This is a genomic window from Veillonella sp. CAG:933 (genome assembly GCF_000431435.1).
Classification (GTDB): domain Bacteria; phylum Bacillota; class Negativicutes; order Veillonellales; family Veillonellaceae; genus Veillonella_A.
Genome location: NZ_HF986146.1, coordinates 1 through 16,105 on the forward strand (window position 1 = coordinate 1; position 16,105 = coordinate 16,105).

The 16,105-nt window shown below is 45.1% G+C and carries 16 protein-coding genes; 7 read left to right on the forward strand and 9 right to left on the reverse strand.

Annotated elements, in window-relative coordinates; genetic code table 11:
* Positions 1 to 130: 130 nt before the first annotated feature.
* Both QZL64_RS01900 and QZL64_RS01905 read left to right on the forward strand, forming a co-directional pair.
* Complete coding sequence (locus tag QZL64_RS01900) at positions 131 to 1,000, forward strand: PTS transporter subunit EIIC (RefSeq protein WP_021840361.1); 870 nt, start codon at positions 131 to 133, stop codon at positions 998 to 1,000.
* On the forward strand, positions 990 to 1,313 hold the full coding sequence (locus QZL64_RS01905; RefSeq protein ID WP_021840362.1) for a PTS beta-glucoside-specific IIabc: 324 nt from the start codon (positions 990 to 992) through the stop codon (positions 1,311 to 1,313). The genes QZL64_RS01900 and QZL64_RS01905 overlap by 11 nt, the downstream gene beginning before the upstream one ends.
* Before the next feature lie 113 nt (positions 1,314 to 1,426).
* On the opposite strand, the gene QZL64_RS01910 is transcribed toward QZL64_RS01905, so the two are convergent.
* Positions 1,427 to 2,146, reverse strand: a complete 720-nt coding sequence (locus tag QZL64_RS01910) for a solute carrier family 23 protein (protein WP_368393552.1) — start codon at positions 2,144 to 2,146, stop codon at positions 1,427 to 1,429.
* A 9-nt stretch (positions 2,147 to 2,155) separates the two neighbouring features.
* On the reverse strand, positions 2,156 to 2,794 hold the full coding sequence (locus tag QZL64_RS01915; RefSeq protein WP_021840364.1) for an NCS2 family permease: 639 nt from the start codon (positions 2,792 to 2,794) through the stop codon (positions 2,156 to 2,158).
* A 269-nt stretch (positions 2,795 to 3,063) separates the two neighbouring features.
* Here QZL64_RS01915 and QZL64_RS01920 point away from each other — a divergent pair, with 269 nt between their 5' ends.
* From QZL64_RS01920 to ygiD, 5 genes are all read left to right on the forward strand, one after another.
* Positions 3,064 to 3,591 (forward strand): RrF2 family transcriptional regulator, encoded by a 528-nt coding sequence (locus QZL64_RS01920; protein ID WP_021840365.1) that lies wholly within the window; start codon positions 3,064 to 3,066, stop codon positions 3,589 to 3,591.
* A gap of 308 nt (positions 3,592 to 3,899) precedes the next feature.
* On the forward strand, positions 3,900 to 4,355 hold the full coding sequence (locus QZL64_RS01925) for a MarR family winged helix-turn-helix transcriptional regulator (RefSeq protein WP_021840366.1): 456 nt from the start codon (positions 3,900 to 3,902) through the stop codon (positions 4,353 to 4,355).
* Positions 4,356 to 4,502: 147 nt separating this feature from the next.
* On the forward strand, positions 4,503 to 5,705 hold the full coding sequence (locus QZL64_RS01930) for an MFS transporter (protein WP_021840367.1): 1,203 nt from the start codon (positions 4,503 to 4,505) through the stop codon (positions 5,703 to 5,705).
* Between the two features lie 137 nt (positions 5,706 to 5,842).
* Entirely contained in the window at positions 5,843 to 6,817 is a 975-nt protein-coding gene (gene msrA, locus QZL64_RS01935; protein WP_021840368.1) for a peptide-methionine (S)-S-oxide reductase MsrA, read from the forward strand.
* 327 nt (positions 6,818 to 7,144) lie between these two features.
* On the forward strand, positions 7,145 to 7,969 hold the full coding sequence (gene ygiD / locus QZL64_RS01940) for a 4,5-DOPA dioxygenase extradiol (protein WP_021840369.1): 825 nt from the start codon (positions 7,145 to 7,147) through the stop codon (positions 7,967 to 7,969).
* Here the strand turns inward: ygiD and QZL64_RS01945 are convergent, their stop codons facing one another.
* The 7 genes from QZL64_RS01945 to QZL64_RS01975 form a co-directional block, all read right to left on the reverse strand.
* Positions 7,970 to 8,533: a biotin transporter BioY gene (locus QZL64_RS01945; RefSeq protein WP_021840370.1), complete on the reverse strand. Its 564-nt coding sequence runs from the start codon at positions 8,531 to 8,533 to the stop codon at positions 7,970 to 7,972. It abuts the gene before it with no gap.
* A 158-nt stretch (positions 8,534 to 8,691) separates the two neighbouring features.
* Positions 8,692 to 9,618 carry an ornithine carbamoyltransferase gene (gene argF / locus QZL64_RS01950; protein WP_021840371.1) on the reverse strand — a complete coding sequence of 309 codons (927 nt, stop codon included), beginning with the start codon at positions 9,616 to 9,618 and terminating at the stop codon, positions 8,692 to 8,694.
* Positions 9,619 to 9,647: 29 nt separating this feature from the next.
* Positions 9,648 to 10,844 carry an acetylornithine transaminase gene (locus QZL64_RS01955; RefSeq protein ID WP_021840372.1) on the reverse strand — a complete coding sequence of 399 codons (1,197 nt, stop codon included), beginning with the start codon at positions 10,842 to 10,844 and terminating at the stop codon, positions 9,648 to 9,650.
* Positions 10,845 to 10,917: 73 nt separating this feature from the next.
* Positions 10,918 to 11,871: an acetylglutamate kinase gene (gene argB, locus QZL64_RS01960; RefSeq protein ID WP_021840373.1), complete on the reverse strand. Its 954-nt coding sequence runs from the start codon at positions 11,869 to 11,871 to the stop codon at positions 10,918 to 10,920.
* 98 nt (positions 11,872 to 11,969) lie between these two features.
* Positions 11,970 to 13,190 carry a bifunctional glutamate N-acetyltransferase/amino-acid acetyltransferase ArgJ gene (argJ, locus tag QZL64_RS01965; RefSeq protein ID WP_021840374.1) on the reverse strand — a complete coding sequence of 407 codons (1,221 nt, stop codon included), beginning with the start codon at positions 13,188 to 13,190 and terminating at the stop codon, positions 11,970 to 11,972.
* 16 nt (positions 13,191 to 13,206) lie between these two features.
* Entirely contained in the window at positions 13,207 to 14,244 is a 1,038-nt protein-coding gene (argC, locus tag QZL64_RS01970; RefSeq protein ID WP_021840375.1) for an N-acetyl-gamma-glutamyl-phosphate reductase, read from the reverse strand.
* 405 nt (positions 14,245 to 14,649) lie between these two features.
* On the reverse strand, positions 14,650 to 15,627 hold the full coding sequence (locus QZL64_RS01975; RefSeq protein WP_021840376.1) for an AEC family transporter: 978 nt from the start codon (positions 15,625 to 15,627) through the stop codon (positions 14,650 to 14,652).
* Between the last annotated feature and the right edge of the window lie 478 nt (positions 15,628 to 16,105).

Here is a 16,105-nt window from a genome sequence, read left to right on the forward strand (position 1 = left end):
TTTCTTGTGTCTACCTAAAAGGGAGCATATCAATTGTCGAGAGGGCTCTCTTTTGTTATACTTATATTGGTTTAATTTGATATACATAATCAATAAATATATTCAAAGATTCAATCTAAAGGAGTATTTCATGTCTGCTACGACTTCACTATATATGCGACTTAAAGGCTTTGCCAACGGGGCGATAGATCTTCTATCAGCCCTGTTTTTACCGATTATTGCCTTATTGGTATCGACCGGTATTTTAAAAGGGATTTTTATTCTTCTCACCGTAAATCACTTGGTGCCGGAAGGTTCGAGTACTTATGTAATTCTAAATGCCATGAGCGATGCGTTCTTCTACTTTATACCGGTGTTCTTGGCCTATACGGCGGCGAAGCGGTTTAATACGGATCCTTTTACAGCTATGCTGCTGGCCTGTGTGTTGGTGTATCCGGATGTGACGCAGCTCATGAAATCACCCGGCGCAGGCGGTATGGAGTCTGTAGAGGCATTAGTCCAGAGTTTGGCAAACGGTGTGGGGAGCTTGGGTGCTGTGAGTGATGGTCAGACTGCAGCGGCGGGGACTACCGCTTCGACCTGGCAAGGTCCTGATTTATTCGGCTGGCTCGTGGGGCAGGTTATGTACCCCTCGTCGGTAATTCCGATTTTGCTGGCCGTATATTGTTTGCAATATGTAGAAACGTTGGGTAAAAAGATTTTTCCTGAAGCGGTTCGCGGGTTATTTACACCACCCCTTTGTATTATCGTGATGACACCGTTTACCTTAGTTATTTTAGGACCTATCGGTACTTGGTTAGGAGCCTTATTGGGCGGCGGTTATGAATTAGTTTATGGACTCAGTCCGTTGATAGCTGGTCTTATTGTGGGGACGGTGCAACCGTTTATCGGCATGTTGGGGCTCCAATGGGGCTTTTTCCCGATTGCCATTAATAACGTGGCCGTATACGGTTTTGATACGTTGATGCCGCTATTTGGTACGGCCATGTTTGCGCAGTAAAAATAAGGTATTTAAGACGGAAGCCTTTTCAGCAGGTTTGATCGCCTTACTGGGTGTTACGGAACCGGCTGTATTCGGGGTTACCTTGCGTTTGAAACGACCTATGGTTTGTGCCTGCGTGGCCGGTGGTTTAGGTGGAGCCTTGGCAGGCTTTTTCAAAGTAAGTGCCCCTTCCTTTGCCATTCCGGCGGTCACTACGTTACCGGTATTCATGGGACCATCTTTTATGTGGTATTTGACAGCTTTAGGCATTGCCTTTGGGCTGAGTTTTGTACTGACCTTGGTAGTTGGTTTTCACGATATTGAAGCATAAAAAAGACTTATCTCTGTCACATCGTTTTACAATGATGCGGAATCAGAGATAAGTCTTCTATTTAGCCTAAAGAGCTGTTTTTAGATTGTTTTGACGATTTTTTTCAAAAAATCTTAGTACCAAATGTAACGAATCAATACGATGATGGCCAACGGATACATAATCCAGTGAACTTCTTTGGTACGACCGGCAACGATTTTAAGAAGTGGGTACATGATAAGACCGGCAGATATGCCGTTAGCGATGCTGTAAGTGAAAGGCATCAAAGCGATTACCATGAAAGCCGGGAAGGCTTCGGTCCAATCGGAGAAATCGATGTCGCGAATCGGTTCCATCATCAAGGCACCCACTAAGATTAAGATTGGAGCTGTTGCACAGTTTGGCACGAGGGTGATTAACGGTGCAAAGAGTAATGCCAAGAGGAACAAGATACCGCAAGTAACGGCGGTTAAACCGGTACGACCACCGGCGCCGACACCGGCCGCACTTTCTACGAAAGCGGTAATGGTGCTGGCCCCTAAAAGGGCACCGAAGCTTACGCCGACGGCATCGACGGTCATGGCTTTGCCAAGTCCCGGGAATTTACCTTCTTTAGGATTAGCGATGCCTGCTTTAGTGGCTGTTCCGATTAAGGTACCCATGGAGTCGAATAATTCAACGAAGGTGAAAGAGAAGATAATGGTTACGAGACCCATGCTCATGGCGCTGCCGATATCTAATTGGAAGAAAGCGGCTTTGCTGAAATCAGGCACTGCGATAATGGAGAAGTTTTCAGGTAATTGGGCATTACCGGTTGCATACGCCAAGATGCTGGTAACAACGGCGCCGATAATGAAGGAGCCTTATACGTTGCGGGCCATCAAGAGGGCTGTAAAAACGAGACCGAAGAGGGCCAAAGCTACTTGCGGATCCATGAGGTTACCTAAGGTAAGGATGGTTTCCGAAGAACCCGGTGTGGAATGGCCTTTGGTGGCAATCACTTGGGCCAAGCTGTCCGGGGACAAGGATAAGGTAATGGCCATGAGACCGGATAATTTCAAACCGATAATGGTGATGAAAAGACCGATACCGACGGTAATGGCAATTTTCATAGACGCCGGAATGCCTTCAACAATGTGTTGACGCACCGTAGTGAGGGTCAAAATGAGGAAAACAATACCGGAAATAAATACGGCCCCCAATGCGGTTTGCCAAGCGACGCCCATACCGAGTACGACGGTAAAGGTATAAAAGGCGAGCAGGCCTACGCCCGGTGCCAAGCAAATCGGATAGTTAACGAGGAGCCCCATGGCAATCGTTACGATACCGCCGCCTAATGCAGTGGCGATGAGGACCGCGTCTTTATCCATGCCGGCGATGCTGAGTAGATTCGGCGCCAAGAAAAGAATATACGCCATGGTGATAAAGGTGGTTAAACCGGCGATAATTTCACCTTTCACCGTTGTATTACGCTCGCTGAGCGCAAACAGTTTTTCTAACATATGTGACCTCCTATATGTTTTAGAATTATAAATTCACCCCTATTGTATCATGGTAAATCAGAAAAGTAGAGAGGTAAATAGAGAAAATTCACAAAGTAAATAGACGTAATTAGCAAGATAAATAGCGATAATTAGCAAGGTAATTCAAAAAAGTAGGAAGTAAATCAAAGAAATGTGGCGAGGAATTTTAATTCCCCCTCTTTGATAGGGGATAAATCTTGTGATATAATGAATTTAGTAATTCCTACTGTGAAAGAGGTATATGAACTATGAAAATTTCAACTAAGGGTCGTTATGCTTTACGCGTATTAGTTGACCTTGCAGAACATGGTACTAAGAAGAACGTGTCTATCCGCGAAATTGCGGAACGTCAGCGTATTTCCGATAAATATTTAGAAGGCATTGTAGCACGCTTGAGCGCGGCCGGTTATGTAAAGAGTGTACGTGGTAAATACGGCGGTTATCGCTTGTCGATGGAGCCGAAAGATTACACGGTTTATGATATTTTGCGCGCTGCGGAAGATTCTATTGCTCTCGTAGCTTGCTTGGAAGATGAAGTAAACCAATGTCCACGCAGCAAGACTTGTATGACCTTGCCTTTATGGGAACATATGCAGGCTCAATTCAAAGAATATATGGAAAAGTTAACGTTGCAGGATGTGTTGGACAAAAAGTTTGATGTATCTGATGATTCAGAAGATGATGAAGAGGCTCACTCGGCCGAAGGCAAAACTGCCGATGAGACAGCCACTGACGACACTTCCGCTGACGTAACCGGTAAGAGTACACCGGCCTAATTGAAGACAATGGTAACGGACGGTACTGTAGTAAAAAGTAAATAGCGATACGGTATATCAAAAGAACGTTTGAAGTTATAAAACACCTTTGAGTGGTACAATCTGCATTTACTTTTTATGGTAAAAGTGCGGGCTGATGCTAAAAGGTGTTTTTCTTTTTGACACAGCCGGATGTATGGGGGCGAAGCACTAGACGTTTGGAAGATGAGCAGGTTACTCTCTTCAGCCGAGGCACTCACCTTGACAGGGGTTGTCGCATTGTATAGAATTATATTGTGAACTAATTAATTGAGATAAGGAGAAAAACCTTGATAGATACAAATATAGAGGAACTGGCTCTAAAGAATCAGTTGTGTTTTCCCTTGTACGCCTGTGCGAAGGAGATTGTAAGAGCTTATCAGCCGTTATTGGAACCTTTAAATTTAACATATACGCAATATATTGTGATGATGGTTTTGTGGGAACACAGCCATTTGAATGTAAAGTCCCTGGGCGAGTATTTATATCTCGATTCGGGAACGCTTACGCCATTACTGCGTAAAATGGAAACTAAAGGCTTTTTAACACGGACGCGCTCCAAAGAAGATGAACGAACCGTCATTATTTCCATTACGGATGAAGGCCGCGAATTGCAACAGCGGGTAGCCCATGTGCCGAAGGCGATGGCGCAGGTGGTAAATCTGACGGATGAAGAATTCACTACCATGTATAAACTGTTGTACAAATTGATTGCGCAGCTAACCGGACGGGAACAAAAAGTATAATTGTAGCTATTTAGTGTGAGCGCCTTGAGTATGATCAAGGAGCTTTGCTTTGTTTGAATTAAAATTATAAGTATATGACAACAAATGTTGCCTTAAAATTGTGAAATGAATGGCCGAAGGGCAAGTTTTGAAGAAAGAAGGAATCATATGGCAGATGCGAGAGGCGGAATGCGCAACGTATGGCTGTTAACCGGCTGTATGACGGGTTTATCCATATGTTACACGATGTTGATACCGTTTTTGCCGGTATATTTATTAGAATTAGGTGTAGGTCACGATAGCGTCGCTATTTGGTCCGGCGTTGTCTTTTCCATTACGTTTTTTGTAGCCGGCGTCATGGCTCCGATTTGGGGGCGTATGGCGGATACGAAGGGCAAAAAACTCATGGCCATTCGTGCCGGTATTTTGATCGGTATTTCTTATATTTTAACGGGTTTCGTACAAGATGCGTGGCAATTGTTTGCGACACGTGCTTTGATGGGCTTTGCCAACGGCTTTATGCCGGCGGCGATGACCATGGTATCCCTCAGTGTGCCGAAAGAAAAAACCGGTACGGCGCTGGGGATTTTTCAGACCGGTTTAATTGTAGGTAACGTTATCGGGCCGCTTCTCGGAGGTTTGATTGAAGCGGTTGTGGGCATGAGGCCGGTATTTTTCATTGCCGGTGGCGTTTTATTCGTGGCCAGTGCGGTGGTATTCTTCTTTGTAAAAGAACCGCATATGGGCGATGCGCAGCCGGTTGAAACGACTTCGTTCCGAGAAGATTGGAATTTTGTTAAAGGTCGCAAAGTATTGACGGATTTACTATGGTTGTATTTCATTATGCAGGCCGCTATCTTAATGCTGCAGCCTATTTTGGCGCTCTATGTAGGGCAGTTGCAAGGCACGATGGAAGGGGCCGCTCTCTTGGCCGGTACAATCTTGAGTGTCGGCGGTTTGGCCGGTGCGGTAACAACCAATATTTGGGCCGCTTTCGGGCAGCGCAAGGGCTATTTTAAAGCCGTATTTTATGCCCTTTGCGGTACCGGTATATTCTTGTTTTTACAAAGTATGCCGTTTGGCATTACCTGGTTCGGCAGCTTGCAGATTTTGGTAGGCTGTTTCATCGTAGGGGTCAACCCGTTGTTGAGTGCGGCCTTAGCTCATTATACAGAACCGGCATTTCGCGGTCGCGTATTCGGTATGGCCACGACGGCCAACCAGTTCGGTTGCATGGTGGGGCCGCTCTTTGCGAGTGGTGTAACCACCTTCTTTGGGATTCAGTATGTATTCTTGGTAACCGGCGTGCTCTTGATGTTCGTAGCATATCAAGTGTATCAACGCCGTGTTAAAGCGGCTGATGCCTTCTAATATATATTTAGACTTTTAATATTTTCGATTTAATGGTATAGTGTTATCAATATGGTGTAATATGATGTTAAATCAGAGCATTATATGAGATGAAATGAGAGATAAAAGAGAGTTAAAAGAGAAAGTGAGGTCAATTTATGGCTATTCAAAGTGTTTATGCAGATAAACGAACAATCTATGTGGCAGGTGGCTGCTTCTGGGGTGTAGAAGCGTATTTTAAACGTGTAGCCGGCATTTTGGGGACTGCCGTAGGTTATGCGAACGGTAAAACGGAAAACCCGACGTATGAAGAGGTATGTCATAATGATACGGGCCATGCGGAAACGGTGCGCCTCGAGTATGATCGCCACATTATTTCCTTGGAAGAAATTCTACTGCATTTGCTCAGAATTATCGATCCTTATTCTGTGAATAAGCAAGGCGGCGATGTAGGCACTCAGTACCGAACCGGCGTTTATTATACCGATGAAGCGGATAAAGCCCGTGTTGAACGCCTTTTTAAGGCCGTTGATCCGTACGGTAAATTTGCCGTAGAAGTATTGCCGTTGGAACAATTCTTTGATGCGGAACTCTATCATCAGGACTATTTAGATAAAAATCCGAACGGCTATTGCCATGTGGCTTTATATAAAGCGAACGAACCATTGGTGGATTTACCGGTTTATGTGAAAGAAGATAAGGACGCCTTAAGAGCTCGTATCGGTGATGATGCGTACGCCATTACCCAGGAAAGTGCAACGGAACACCCGTTTACCGGTGAATATGACGACTTTTTTGAAAAAGGCATTTATGTGGATATTGTAACGGGGGAACCGCTTTTTATATCCGCGGCTAAATTTAACTCCGGTTGCGGTTGGCCGGCATTCTCGCGACCTATTACGGCAAATTCGGTTGTATATAAAGAGGATCTTTCGATTCCGGGCCGTCCTCGTGTAGAGGTGCGCAGTGCCCATGGCGATTCCCATTTAGGCCATGTTTTCACAGATGGCAAAGAAGATTTGGGTGGTCTTCGTTATTGTATCAACAGTAAGTCCTTGCGCTTTATTAAGGCTGAAGATATGGCCAAAGAAGGCTATGGCGCTTGGTTGCCGTTATTGGATGAAGAAGTATAAAATGTAATACGAAATAAGGTTTTGGGTCGTAATCAGCGACATAATGTAAAAGTCGGTACAGTCAGTATAGTCTGCTGTGCCGGCTTTTTATATGTTTGGTAAAAGTGAAAATTTTCAAAAAAACACTTGTAATATTTTATATTACATCTTATAATAGAGTCGTACGATGAAAGTGAATGTAATTCCCATTCAGCTGGAAATTTCTGATGGCATAGATGTTTGGGAATAGTACTTCAGATATGATTAGTTTTCCGTTAGCCCCTTAGGAACGCATTGACGGAACGTATCCGATTGCGAATTAGGGTCTGTAAGAAAGGGAGTTTTACTATGAGTGAAACAATTAATATGTCTAAAATGCCGGTGCTGTTCATTGGCCACGGTTCACCTATGAATTTAATTGAAGATAATCCTTGGACAAAGGAATGGGAAGCATTGGCTACGCTTATACCGCGTCCAAAAGCTATTTTAATGATTTCGGCACATTGGTATACGGCCGGCAGTTTTGTACAAGTGGATGAAAAACCGGCTATGATCTATGACATGTATGGTTTCCCTGATCCGATTTATCAATTGCAGTATCCTGCAGAAACCTCCAAAGCTTTGATTGAGCGTATAGAGGAACGTTTGGGTGCGCAGGTGGCCGCCAAAGAAGACCGCGGTTACGACCATGGGGCCTATGCACCGCTTTTGAAAATGTATCCTGATGCAAAGATTCCGGTAGTGCAGTTATCGGTTAACTATAAAGCGGATGCTCGTGAATGGTTTGCTATGGGGCAGGCGTTATCCGTTTTGCGCGATGAAGGTATCTTGATTTTAGGCAGTGGTGACATTGTTCATAATTTGCGTTTAATCAATCCGAATATGGGCAATAAAGGCTTCCCCGAAGCGGAAGCGTTCGAGGAAGCCTTACTTGCTAAGATAAATCCTGAAAAGGAAAATGATTTAGTTGGCGCTTTAAAATGGGAAGCCCTTGAAGGGGCTCGCGTAGCCGCTGAATCACCGGATCACTTGGCACCGTTCTACTACTGCCTTGGTGCCGTAGTAGGTGAAGGCGATGTAAAAGAGCTTACTTTGCCACCGGTTGATATTCATACCCATGATTATGTATGGGGCAGCTTAAGCATGACCAGCTTGGCTTGGGGGCTGAAGTAATTAATGCGCCGCAGCACGCTGATTTAAGGATTGCAATGCATTGACGATAGGCACTTCCGCTGCGGATAAGATGACAATCATAATGAAGTCGGCCGGAATGTCGAAGGCAAAGGCTACCCAGAAGATATCGCTCAATGGTACACTCTGGTTCAAATACCAGGCCAGAATGGCGATTTTGTAGGATAAGCCAAAGATATAGGTGATGACAATGCCGATAGTATTCAGTGTAAAGTAGCCCTTGAGCGTGTGAATTTTATAACGGTGTTTCAATTCAGCCAACACACCGGCTGTAATGATGAAGCCAATGAGGTAGCCGAAGCTTGGGCGTACAACGTAACCGAGACCACCGCCGCCGGCGAAGATAGGAATGCCGATAAGGCCCATGAGTACATAGGTGGCAACGGAGCCCCAAGCGTAGCGGGGCGGCAAAATGACCGCGGCTAAGAGCACGAAGGTAAACTGCAACGTATAATAATCAAAATAAGGCAATGGAATTTGGATACGTGCACCCACTGTTAAGAGCGCAATCATTAAAGCGGCGCGAAATAATAAACGTGTTTTCATTTGAAAAACCTCCTCTACTATACCTGTTCTAAGTATACTAGGGGAGGTTTGTTTTATCAACCTACACTTTTAGTGGGGTTTACAATGTAAAGCGTCAATACATAATAGTTGACGAAAAGTATTTACCAAATTTAATCTATTGCTGAGTCTAAACCGTTTTACATGATGGTGGCCATGATGGCTTTTTGCATGTGCAAACGATTTTCCGCTTCGTCAAAAATAACATTAGCCTGCGCTTCAAATACTTCGTCGGTAATCTCTTCTTCCCGGTGAGCCGGCAAGCAGTGCATTACAATCGGATCGGTGTTAGCCACGCTGAGCAATTGACTGTTAACTTGGAAGCCTTTGAAAATCTGTAGCCGTTCTTCGTATTCCGATTCCTGGCCCATGCTGGCATAGACGTCGGTGTAGAAAATATCGGCGTTTTTAGCCGCTGCCATTGGATCGTTTAAGATTTCAACAGAGCCGCCCGACTGTTTGGCATCTGCTTCGGCTTTGGCAATAATGTCCGGATTCGGTTCATACCCTTTAGGTCCGGCAAAGGCAAAGTTAAGGCCTAATTTGGCACAGGCGAACATGAGGGAGTGGGCCATATTGTTGCCGTCACCGATAAAAGTGAGTTTTTTACCTTTTAAATCTTTCCCTTTGTATTCGATGGCCGTCATCATATCCGCCATGGCTTGGCATGGATGGAGTAAGTCGGTAAGGGCATTGATGACCGGCACACTGGCATATTCGGCCAGTTCGAGTACCGTATCATGAGCAAAGGTACGAATCATGATGCCATCCACATAGCGAGAGAGAACGCGGGCTGTATCTTTGATGGGCTCGCCACGGCCGATTTGTAAATCGCGACCGGATAAGAAAAGTCCCTGACCGCCCAGTTGGTAAATGCCGGTTTCAAAGGAAACACGGGTACGGGTAGAGGCTTTTTCAAAAATCATGCCCAAGGTTTTGCCTTGCAAATAGGGATGAGGAATGCCTGCTTTTTGTTTTTGTTTTAAATCGGCAGCCAAGTCGAGCAGCTGCCAAACTTCTTCCGTGGAGAGGTCGTGGATGGAAATAAAATCGTCACCTTTTTTCATAATAGGCTCCTTTCATATAGTGGGAACGGCTAGTTTGCGTAAGCCGGTAATACTTCTTTTAGAATAGTAATTAAGGTATCAACGTTGTCTTTAGTAATAATGAGTGGCGGCACAAAGCGCAAGACATTGCCGGCGGTGCAATTGATGATGAGACCTTTGCTAAGGCAATCGTTAACAATATCGCGGCCCGGTTTCGTGAGCTCCATGCCAACTATGAGACCCTTGCCGCGAACTTCGGTAATGAGCGTCGGAAAAGATTGTTGCAAGGTTTTTAGTTGTGCGATTAAGTAATCGCCGACAGTAGCTGCATTATCCATTAAGTTTTCAGCCTTAATGGCGGTGAGTACAGCATTGGCGGCGGCACAAGCTAAGGGATTACCGCCAAAGGTAGAGCCGTGATCACCGGCATGGAAGGTATTAGCTAATTTTTTGGTACTTAAAAACGCGCCGATAGGCACCCCGCCGGCCAGGCCTTTGGCGAGTGTTACGATATCCGGCTGGATACCGAAGTGTTCGTAGCCGAAGAATTTACCCGTTCTGCCCATACCGGCTTGGATTTCATCGATAATGAGCAAGGCGTCATGTTGTTCACAAAGGGCTTTTACTTCTTTTAGATAGTTCGCATCGGGAACATGGACGCCTCCTTCGCCTTGAATGGCTTCCAGCATGACTGCACAGGTTTTGTCGTTAATTTTTGCCTTGATAGCGTCGATGTCGCCGAAGGGAACGTAGTCAAAACCACCCGGTAGGGGGCCAAAGCCTTGATGATATTTTTCTTGGCCGGTGGCGGTCAAGGTAGCCAAAGTACGACCGTGAAAACTGTGTAAGGCGGTGATGATTTGTACTTTTTCCGGATCTTTGGCGGTGGCGTATTTACGGGCTAATTTAATAGCCCCTTCGTTAGCTTCCGCCCCGGAGTTGGCAAAGAAGACTTTATCCATACCGCTTAAAGCTTTGAGTTTTGCCGCTGCTTCGGCTTGTACTTCCGTGTAGTATAAATTGGAGCAGTGAATCATTTTAGCGGCTTGCGTAGCGATAGCATCAACTAATGGTGGATAGTTATGACCTACTACGTTAACGGCGATGCCGGCGAGATAATCTAAATAGGCTTTACCGTTAGTATCGTATAAATAAGGGCCGTCGCCGTGGTCGAGGACGATGTCGTACCGGGCGAAGACGGGAAAATAGTCTTGTTTATCGTGGTTTATAATATCCGTTGTATTCATGGGGAACCTCCTTAGTCATAGATTAATCATGGCATGCTCTATGGCAATGCCGAGGGTGGGCGTGATGGTTAATTTAAATGATTTCCGTGCCGATCCCTTTGTTGGTAAATAGTTCGAGCAATAAGGCATGCGGTTCGCGACCGTCGATGATGGTAACCCGTTTAGTGCCGCACTCAAGGGCATGTAAAACGGCTTCCACTTTAGGAATCATACCGCCTTGGATGGTGCCATCTTCAATCATAGCGACAGCGTCAGCTTTAAAGATGCTGGATAAGAAGCTCTTCGGGTCATCGAGGGAGGTATAAATTCCTTTCGTATTGGTGAGCATGAGTAGTTTTTCCGCTTGTAAGGCGCCGGCTACTTCAGCCGCCACATAATCGGCGTTAATGTTATAGGTCGTTTCGCCTTTACCGGCCCCAATCGGGGAGATAACCGGTACATAGCCTTTATCTAACAGGTCATTAATAATCTCGGTGTTTACTTTCGTTACTTCGCCGACAAAACCGATATCTACGTGTTTGATTTGGCCACCCGCTTCGTGAACTTCGGCTAATTTTTTATGGGCCATCAGCAAGTTTGCGTCTTTCCCGGAAAGGCCGATGGCGGGGATGCCCAAGGTGTTGAGACGGCTTACGATTTCGGCGTTGATTTTACCGCCCAATACCATTTCGGCGATGGTTACCGTTTCTGCGTCGGTGACGCGCAGACCGTTTACAAATTGGCTGGGTTTGCCCACTTTTTCTAAAAAAGCGGTTATATCAGGACCGCCGCCGTGGACGATGACCGGTTTAATACCGATACATTTCATAAGGGCGATGTCTTGCATTACTTTGTTCTTTAATTCTTCGCTAATCATGGCATTGCCACCGTATTTGATGACCATGGTTTTGCCGGCAAATTTTTGGATGTATGGCAGTGCTTCAATGAGTATGGATGCTTTACCGGCGGCGCTGATGGTGGTGTGCGCAGCTACTTCGTCAGGCGTGTTGACGGTGGCCATATTGAAGGCGTTTAATTCGTTGATCATAGGAGGCTCCTTTCCGAAAGGTTCGTTGGCTTGATAGTTTAGGTCCGGTTGATACGTTACGCTACTGTGATGGGGTGGTTAGCACGGTTATAGCTGTATCAGGTATGATATTCGCCGTTGATTTTCACATAGTCATAGGTGAGGTCGCAGGTCCAAACAGTGGCGTTCGCATCGCCTTCGTTGAGCTCAACGGTGACCGTAATATCGTGTTCATTCATGATTTGTTTTAGCGTGGCTTCGTTATACACCACGCCCATGCCGTTTTTAAAAATGGTAACACCGCCGATTTTTAATACTGTAGTGGCCGGATTCATTGGTACGCCGGCATAACCGGCAGCACAGATAAGACGTCCCCAATTTGGATCTTCACCGAAGAAGGCGGTTTTTACGAGTGGTGAATTGGCAATGGACATGCCAACTGTTTTGGCGCTCTCGAAGTCGGTAGCTCCTTTAATATCAATGGTGATAAATTTGCTGGCTCCTTCGCCGTCAGCGGCGATTTGCTTAGCTAAGGATATGGTGATAGCCATGAGGGCTTCTTGGAAAAGTGCGAAATCTTCATTTTCTTCGGTAATCGGTTTGTTGCCTGCAGCCCCATTGGCGAGGATGATGGCCATATCATTGGTGCTCATGTCGCCGTCGACGGAAATCATATTGAAGGATTTATCGACACAGGCGTGTAAGGCTTTTTGCAAAAGCGTCGGAGTAATGGCGATATCGGTGGTGATGTAGCAAAGCATGGTTGCCATGTTAGGCCGAATCATGCCGGAACCTTTAGCGATGGCCCCCATATGAATGGTTTGACCGTCGACGATGAAATGGGTTGAGGCCGTTTTGGAATAAGTGTCGGTTGTTAAAATGGCTTTGCCGGCCAGTTCGCTGCCATCCTCGGATAAGGAATCTACGAGGTTTGGAATGGCTTTTACGATGTCGTGGATAGGTAATTGTTGACCGATGATACCGGTAGAGCCCACGATGATGTCCGTAGGATCACAAGCTAAGGCTTGGGCCGTGTGATACGCCATGGTATGCGCATCTTTTAAGCCTTGCGGACCGGTGCAGGCATTGGCGCAGCCGGAGTTTGAAATGATGGCGTGCGCCGTGCCGGTGGCCACTGTTTCTTTTGACACATAGACCGGAGCGGCGGCCACTTTATTCTGTGTGAAGGTGCCGGCTACAGCCGCTTTTTGTTTAGTATAGATTAGGGCTAAATCATGTTTGCCGCTCTTTTTCAGACCTGCTTGAATGCCAATGGCTTCAAAACCTTTGGCGTAGGTAACGCCGTGAGATTGTGTATCTAATGTGATTGTTTGTTTCATGGTAGAACCTCCTAATTTATGGGTACATGGGAACTAGTTTGAGTCCCGTTGTTTCTTCATAGCCGCAAGCGATGTTAAAGTTCTGAACGGCTTGACCGGCCGCGCCTTTTACAAGATTATCGATGGCGCTGAGGACGATGACGCGTCCGGTTCGTTCGTCAATATGCCAGGCAATGTCAATGAAGTTGGAACCGCGTACATATTTAGTGTTTGGATAGGCATTGAGGCCGAGTAATCGGACGAAGGGCTCCGTGGCGTAGGTTGTTTCAAAAGCTTGGCTTACTGCGTCCGGTGTGACGCCTTCGTTTAAGTTGGCATAAGCTGTAGCTAAGATACCGCGGCTCATTGGCACTAAGTGAGGCGTAAAATTAAGCATAATCGGAGAACCGTTAAGCTTACCGAGGGCTGCTTCAATTTCCGGTGTGTGGCGGTGGGTAGCTACGCCGTAGGCTTTAAAGGCATCGTAGAACTCGGGATAATGGGTATCGAGTTTAGCACTTCGACCCGCGCCGGAGGTACCGGATTTAGCATCAATGATGATGGAATTAGTTTGAATCAGATGATTTTTTACTAAAGGAGCCAACGCCAGAATGGAAGCCGTTGTGTAGCAGCCGGCATTGCCGATGATTTTGGCGGATTTGATGGCTTCTCGGTTTAGTTCGGCTAAGCCATAGACGCTGGGGGCATCAGGATGAGTGTGGGGTACATGGTACCACGCTTCATATACCTTGGTGTCGCTGAAGCGGTAGTCGGCGCCGAGATCGATGATTTTAACCGGTGTTTTCGCAAGGGCTTTGCCGACGGTCATGGCGTGTCCGTGAGGCAGTGCAATGAAAATAAAATCGCTGTCTTTAGCAATGGTTTCCAAATTATCCATACTTTCCAAAGTCAAATCGGTAATGCCTCGCATATGAGGATATACATCGGCCAAGGCTTGGCCGGTATGACTTTCCGAAGTAATATGGGTTAATGTGGCATTCGGATGCTGTAATATTAATTTTACGAGCTCGGCCCCGGCGTAACCGGTAGCACCGAGGATGCTGACTTTGGTCATATGAATCGCTCCTTTGTAGAATAGTTTTGCACTTGATGTAGGTATAATAATACGGTTTATGGTATTTGTTATGTATATTTACTTCTGAAAATTACGCAAAAATTAAAGAAATTTATTAATGGAAGATGAAGTAAATATACAGTTTGTTTGAATAAAAATTCTATGATTGGCATTATAGACCTGAATGCATAAAAATGCAACAATTAATTATAAAAATTCTTGTAAAAATAGATAGAAGATTGACATGTTAAGTATGATGATATGTAATAATTCAGTGATTGCACAGAAAAACACCACCAGTTTACACTGATGGTGTTAAGAATTAATATGCAGTTTGATGTTAATTTATTACAATTCCTAAGATATTTGTCTGAGCGTTATGGCTCAAAGAATGAGGTAATAATTTTAAACCGGGAACATGTAGTACGCAAATAGGATGGCCAGCGGCATGGTGACGGCTGACAAGAGTGTTGTAGACATAACAATCTGCGTGGACAGTTCCGGGTTATTGTTCATTTCAAAGGCTATGAGTGCTGTATTTACCGCTGATGGTACACTATAGGTAATAATAACCGCTTGTGCTGAAATCGGATTTACCGGTTCGTACAACACGATGTAGAGGAGCATAACAAAGGCCGCTAAGATTGGTCCGCCGATAAGTCGCAAAGATGTAGTAACCAAAACGTCTTTTTTTAAGAAGTTGTAAGGCGTACGACTCATTTGCACACCTAAGGTGATCATGGCCATGCCGACGAAGGCGTTGGCAAAAATATGGAGTGGCGACCATAATACCAAAGTTGTTAAATCGTAAGGGATGAGGCGCGCTAAGAGGGCAGCCGGAGCCGCGTAGAGTACGGGCATGTGGAATACTAATTTAAGTGCATCGTGGCGTGTGAGTAAACCGGTGCCGGCCTGATAAAAGCCTAAGGTATTACAGAAAATTGTTTGAATAATAAAGGTGGCGATTACGCCCACAATGGCTGCATCTAAATAAGGCGTTTGACCGTTTACGATATATGGTTCATTGGAGAATACGAAGGTGGCAATGGCGATACCGATGTTGCCGCCATTGTTAAACATAGTGGCGTTACGCACAATTTGGGTCTTTTTCCGGTCATAGCCAAGAAGTTTGGATACGCCTAAGGCCATGTAACTGTTGGAAAATAGGATGACAAAGGCACAGACGGATATACCGACACTTTCGAGGGTAAGATTAGCTGTATATAATGAGCGAAAAACGTAAGCCGGCAGTAAGATAAAGAAATTTAACTTACTTAATGAGCGTAAATCCAGATTGAATTTTTTATCTAATATAAAACCTACCGCTACTAAGGCTAAAATAGGTACAACACTTGTCCAAAAAATGTGAAAAAATAACCCCACGGTGATGCCCTCCTTTGGTGTAATCTATCTATACTATACCCAATTGAGTATAAAAAAACAACCTTTAAAAGGTCGCGGTTTTACTGGTAAATTGGTGAGTGAGTTTGATTTTTGTTAGCTATATAATAATGTGATTAACTTCTTATGTTAAATACCGCTAAAAAATAGGGAATTAAAACCTTTGATTTTATTTATATTTATGTCATAATAAGACTATAATAGGTTTACAAATAATCACTTATGTGATTATCCGGCGAATATATACTCTGTAATTTGAAGTGTAAACGCAGTATTAAGAGCCACATGATGGAGGCGAAGGAGGTAATGTACATGAAAGGGTACAAAAAGTTATTGTTGATTGCTATGAGTGCGATGGCATTGGTTGTAGCCGGTTGCGGTGGAACTGATACCGATAAAAAAGATGCGCAAGCTACTAAGTCTCAAACAATTACCGTATCGGCAGCGGCCAGTTTACAGG

Coding starts and splice junctions, on each gene's coding strand:
- QZL64_RS01900 (WP_021840361.1), top strand. CDS start 131: ATGTCTGCTACGACTTCACTATATATGCGACTTAAAGGCTTTGCCAAC.
- QZL64_RS01915 (WP_021840364.1), bottom strand. CDS start 2,794: ATGTTAGAAAAACTGTTTGCGCTCAGCGAGCGTAATACAACGGTGAAA.
- QZL64_RS01920 (WP_021840365.1), top strand. CDS start 3,064: ATGAAAATTTCAACTAAGGGTCGTTATGCTTTACGCGTATTAGTTGAC.
- QZL64_RS01930 (WP_021840367.1), top strand. CDS start 4,503: ATGGCAGATGCGAGAGGCGGAATGCGCAACGTATGGCTGTTAACCGGC.
- msrA (WP_021840368.1), top strand. CDS start 5,843: ATGGCTATTCAAAGTGTTTATGCAGATAAACGAACAATCTATGTGGCA.
- ygiD (WP_021840369.1), top strand. CDS start 7,145: ATGAGTGAAACAATTAATATGTCTAAAATGCCGGTGCTGTTCATTGGC.
- QZL64_RS01945 (WP_021840370.1), bottom strand. CDS start 8,533: ATGAAAACACGTTTATTATTTCGCGCCGCTTTAATGATTGCGCTCTTA.
- argF (WP_021840371.1), bottom strand. CDS start 9,618: ATGAAAAAAGGTGACGATTTTATTTCCATCCACGACCTCTCCACGGAA.
- QZL64_RS01955 (WP_021840372.1), bottom strand. CDS start 10,844: ATGAATACAACGGATATTATAAACCACGATAAACAAGACTATTTTCCC.
- argB (WP_021840373.1), bottom strand. CDS start 11,871: ATGATCAACGAATTAAACGCCTTCAATATGGCCACCGTCAACACGCCT.
- argJ (WP_021840374.1), bottom strand. CDS start 13,190: ATGAAACAAACAATCACATTAGATACACAATCTCACGGCGTTACCTAC.
- argC (WP_021840375.1), bottom strand. CDS start 14,244: ATGACCAAAGTCAGCATCCTCGGTGCTACCGGTTACGCCGGGGCCGAG.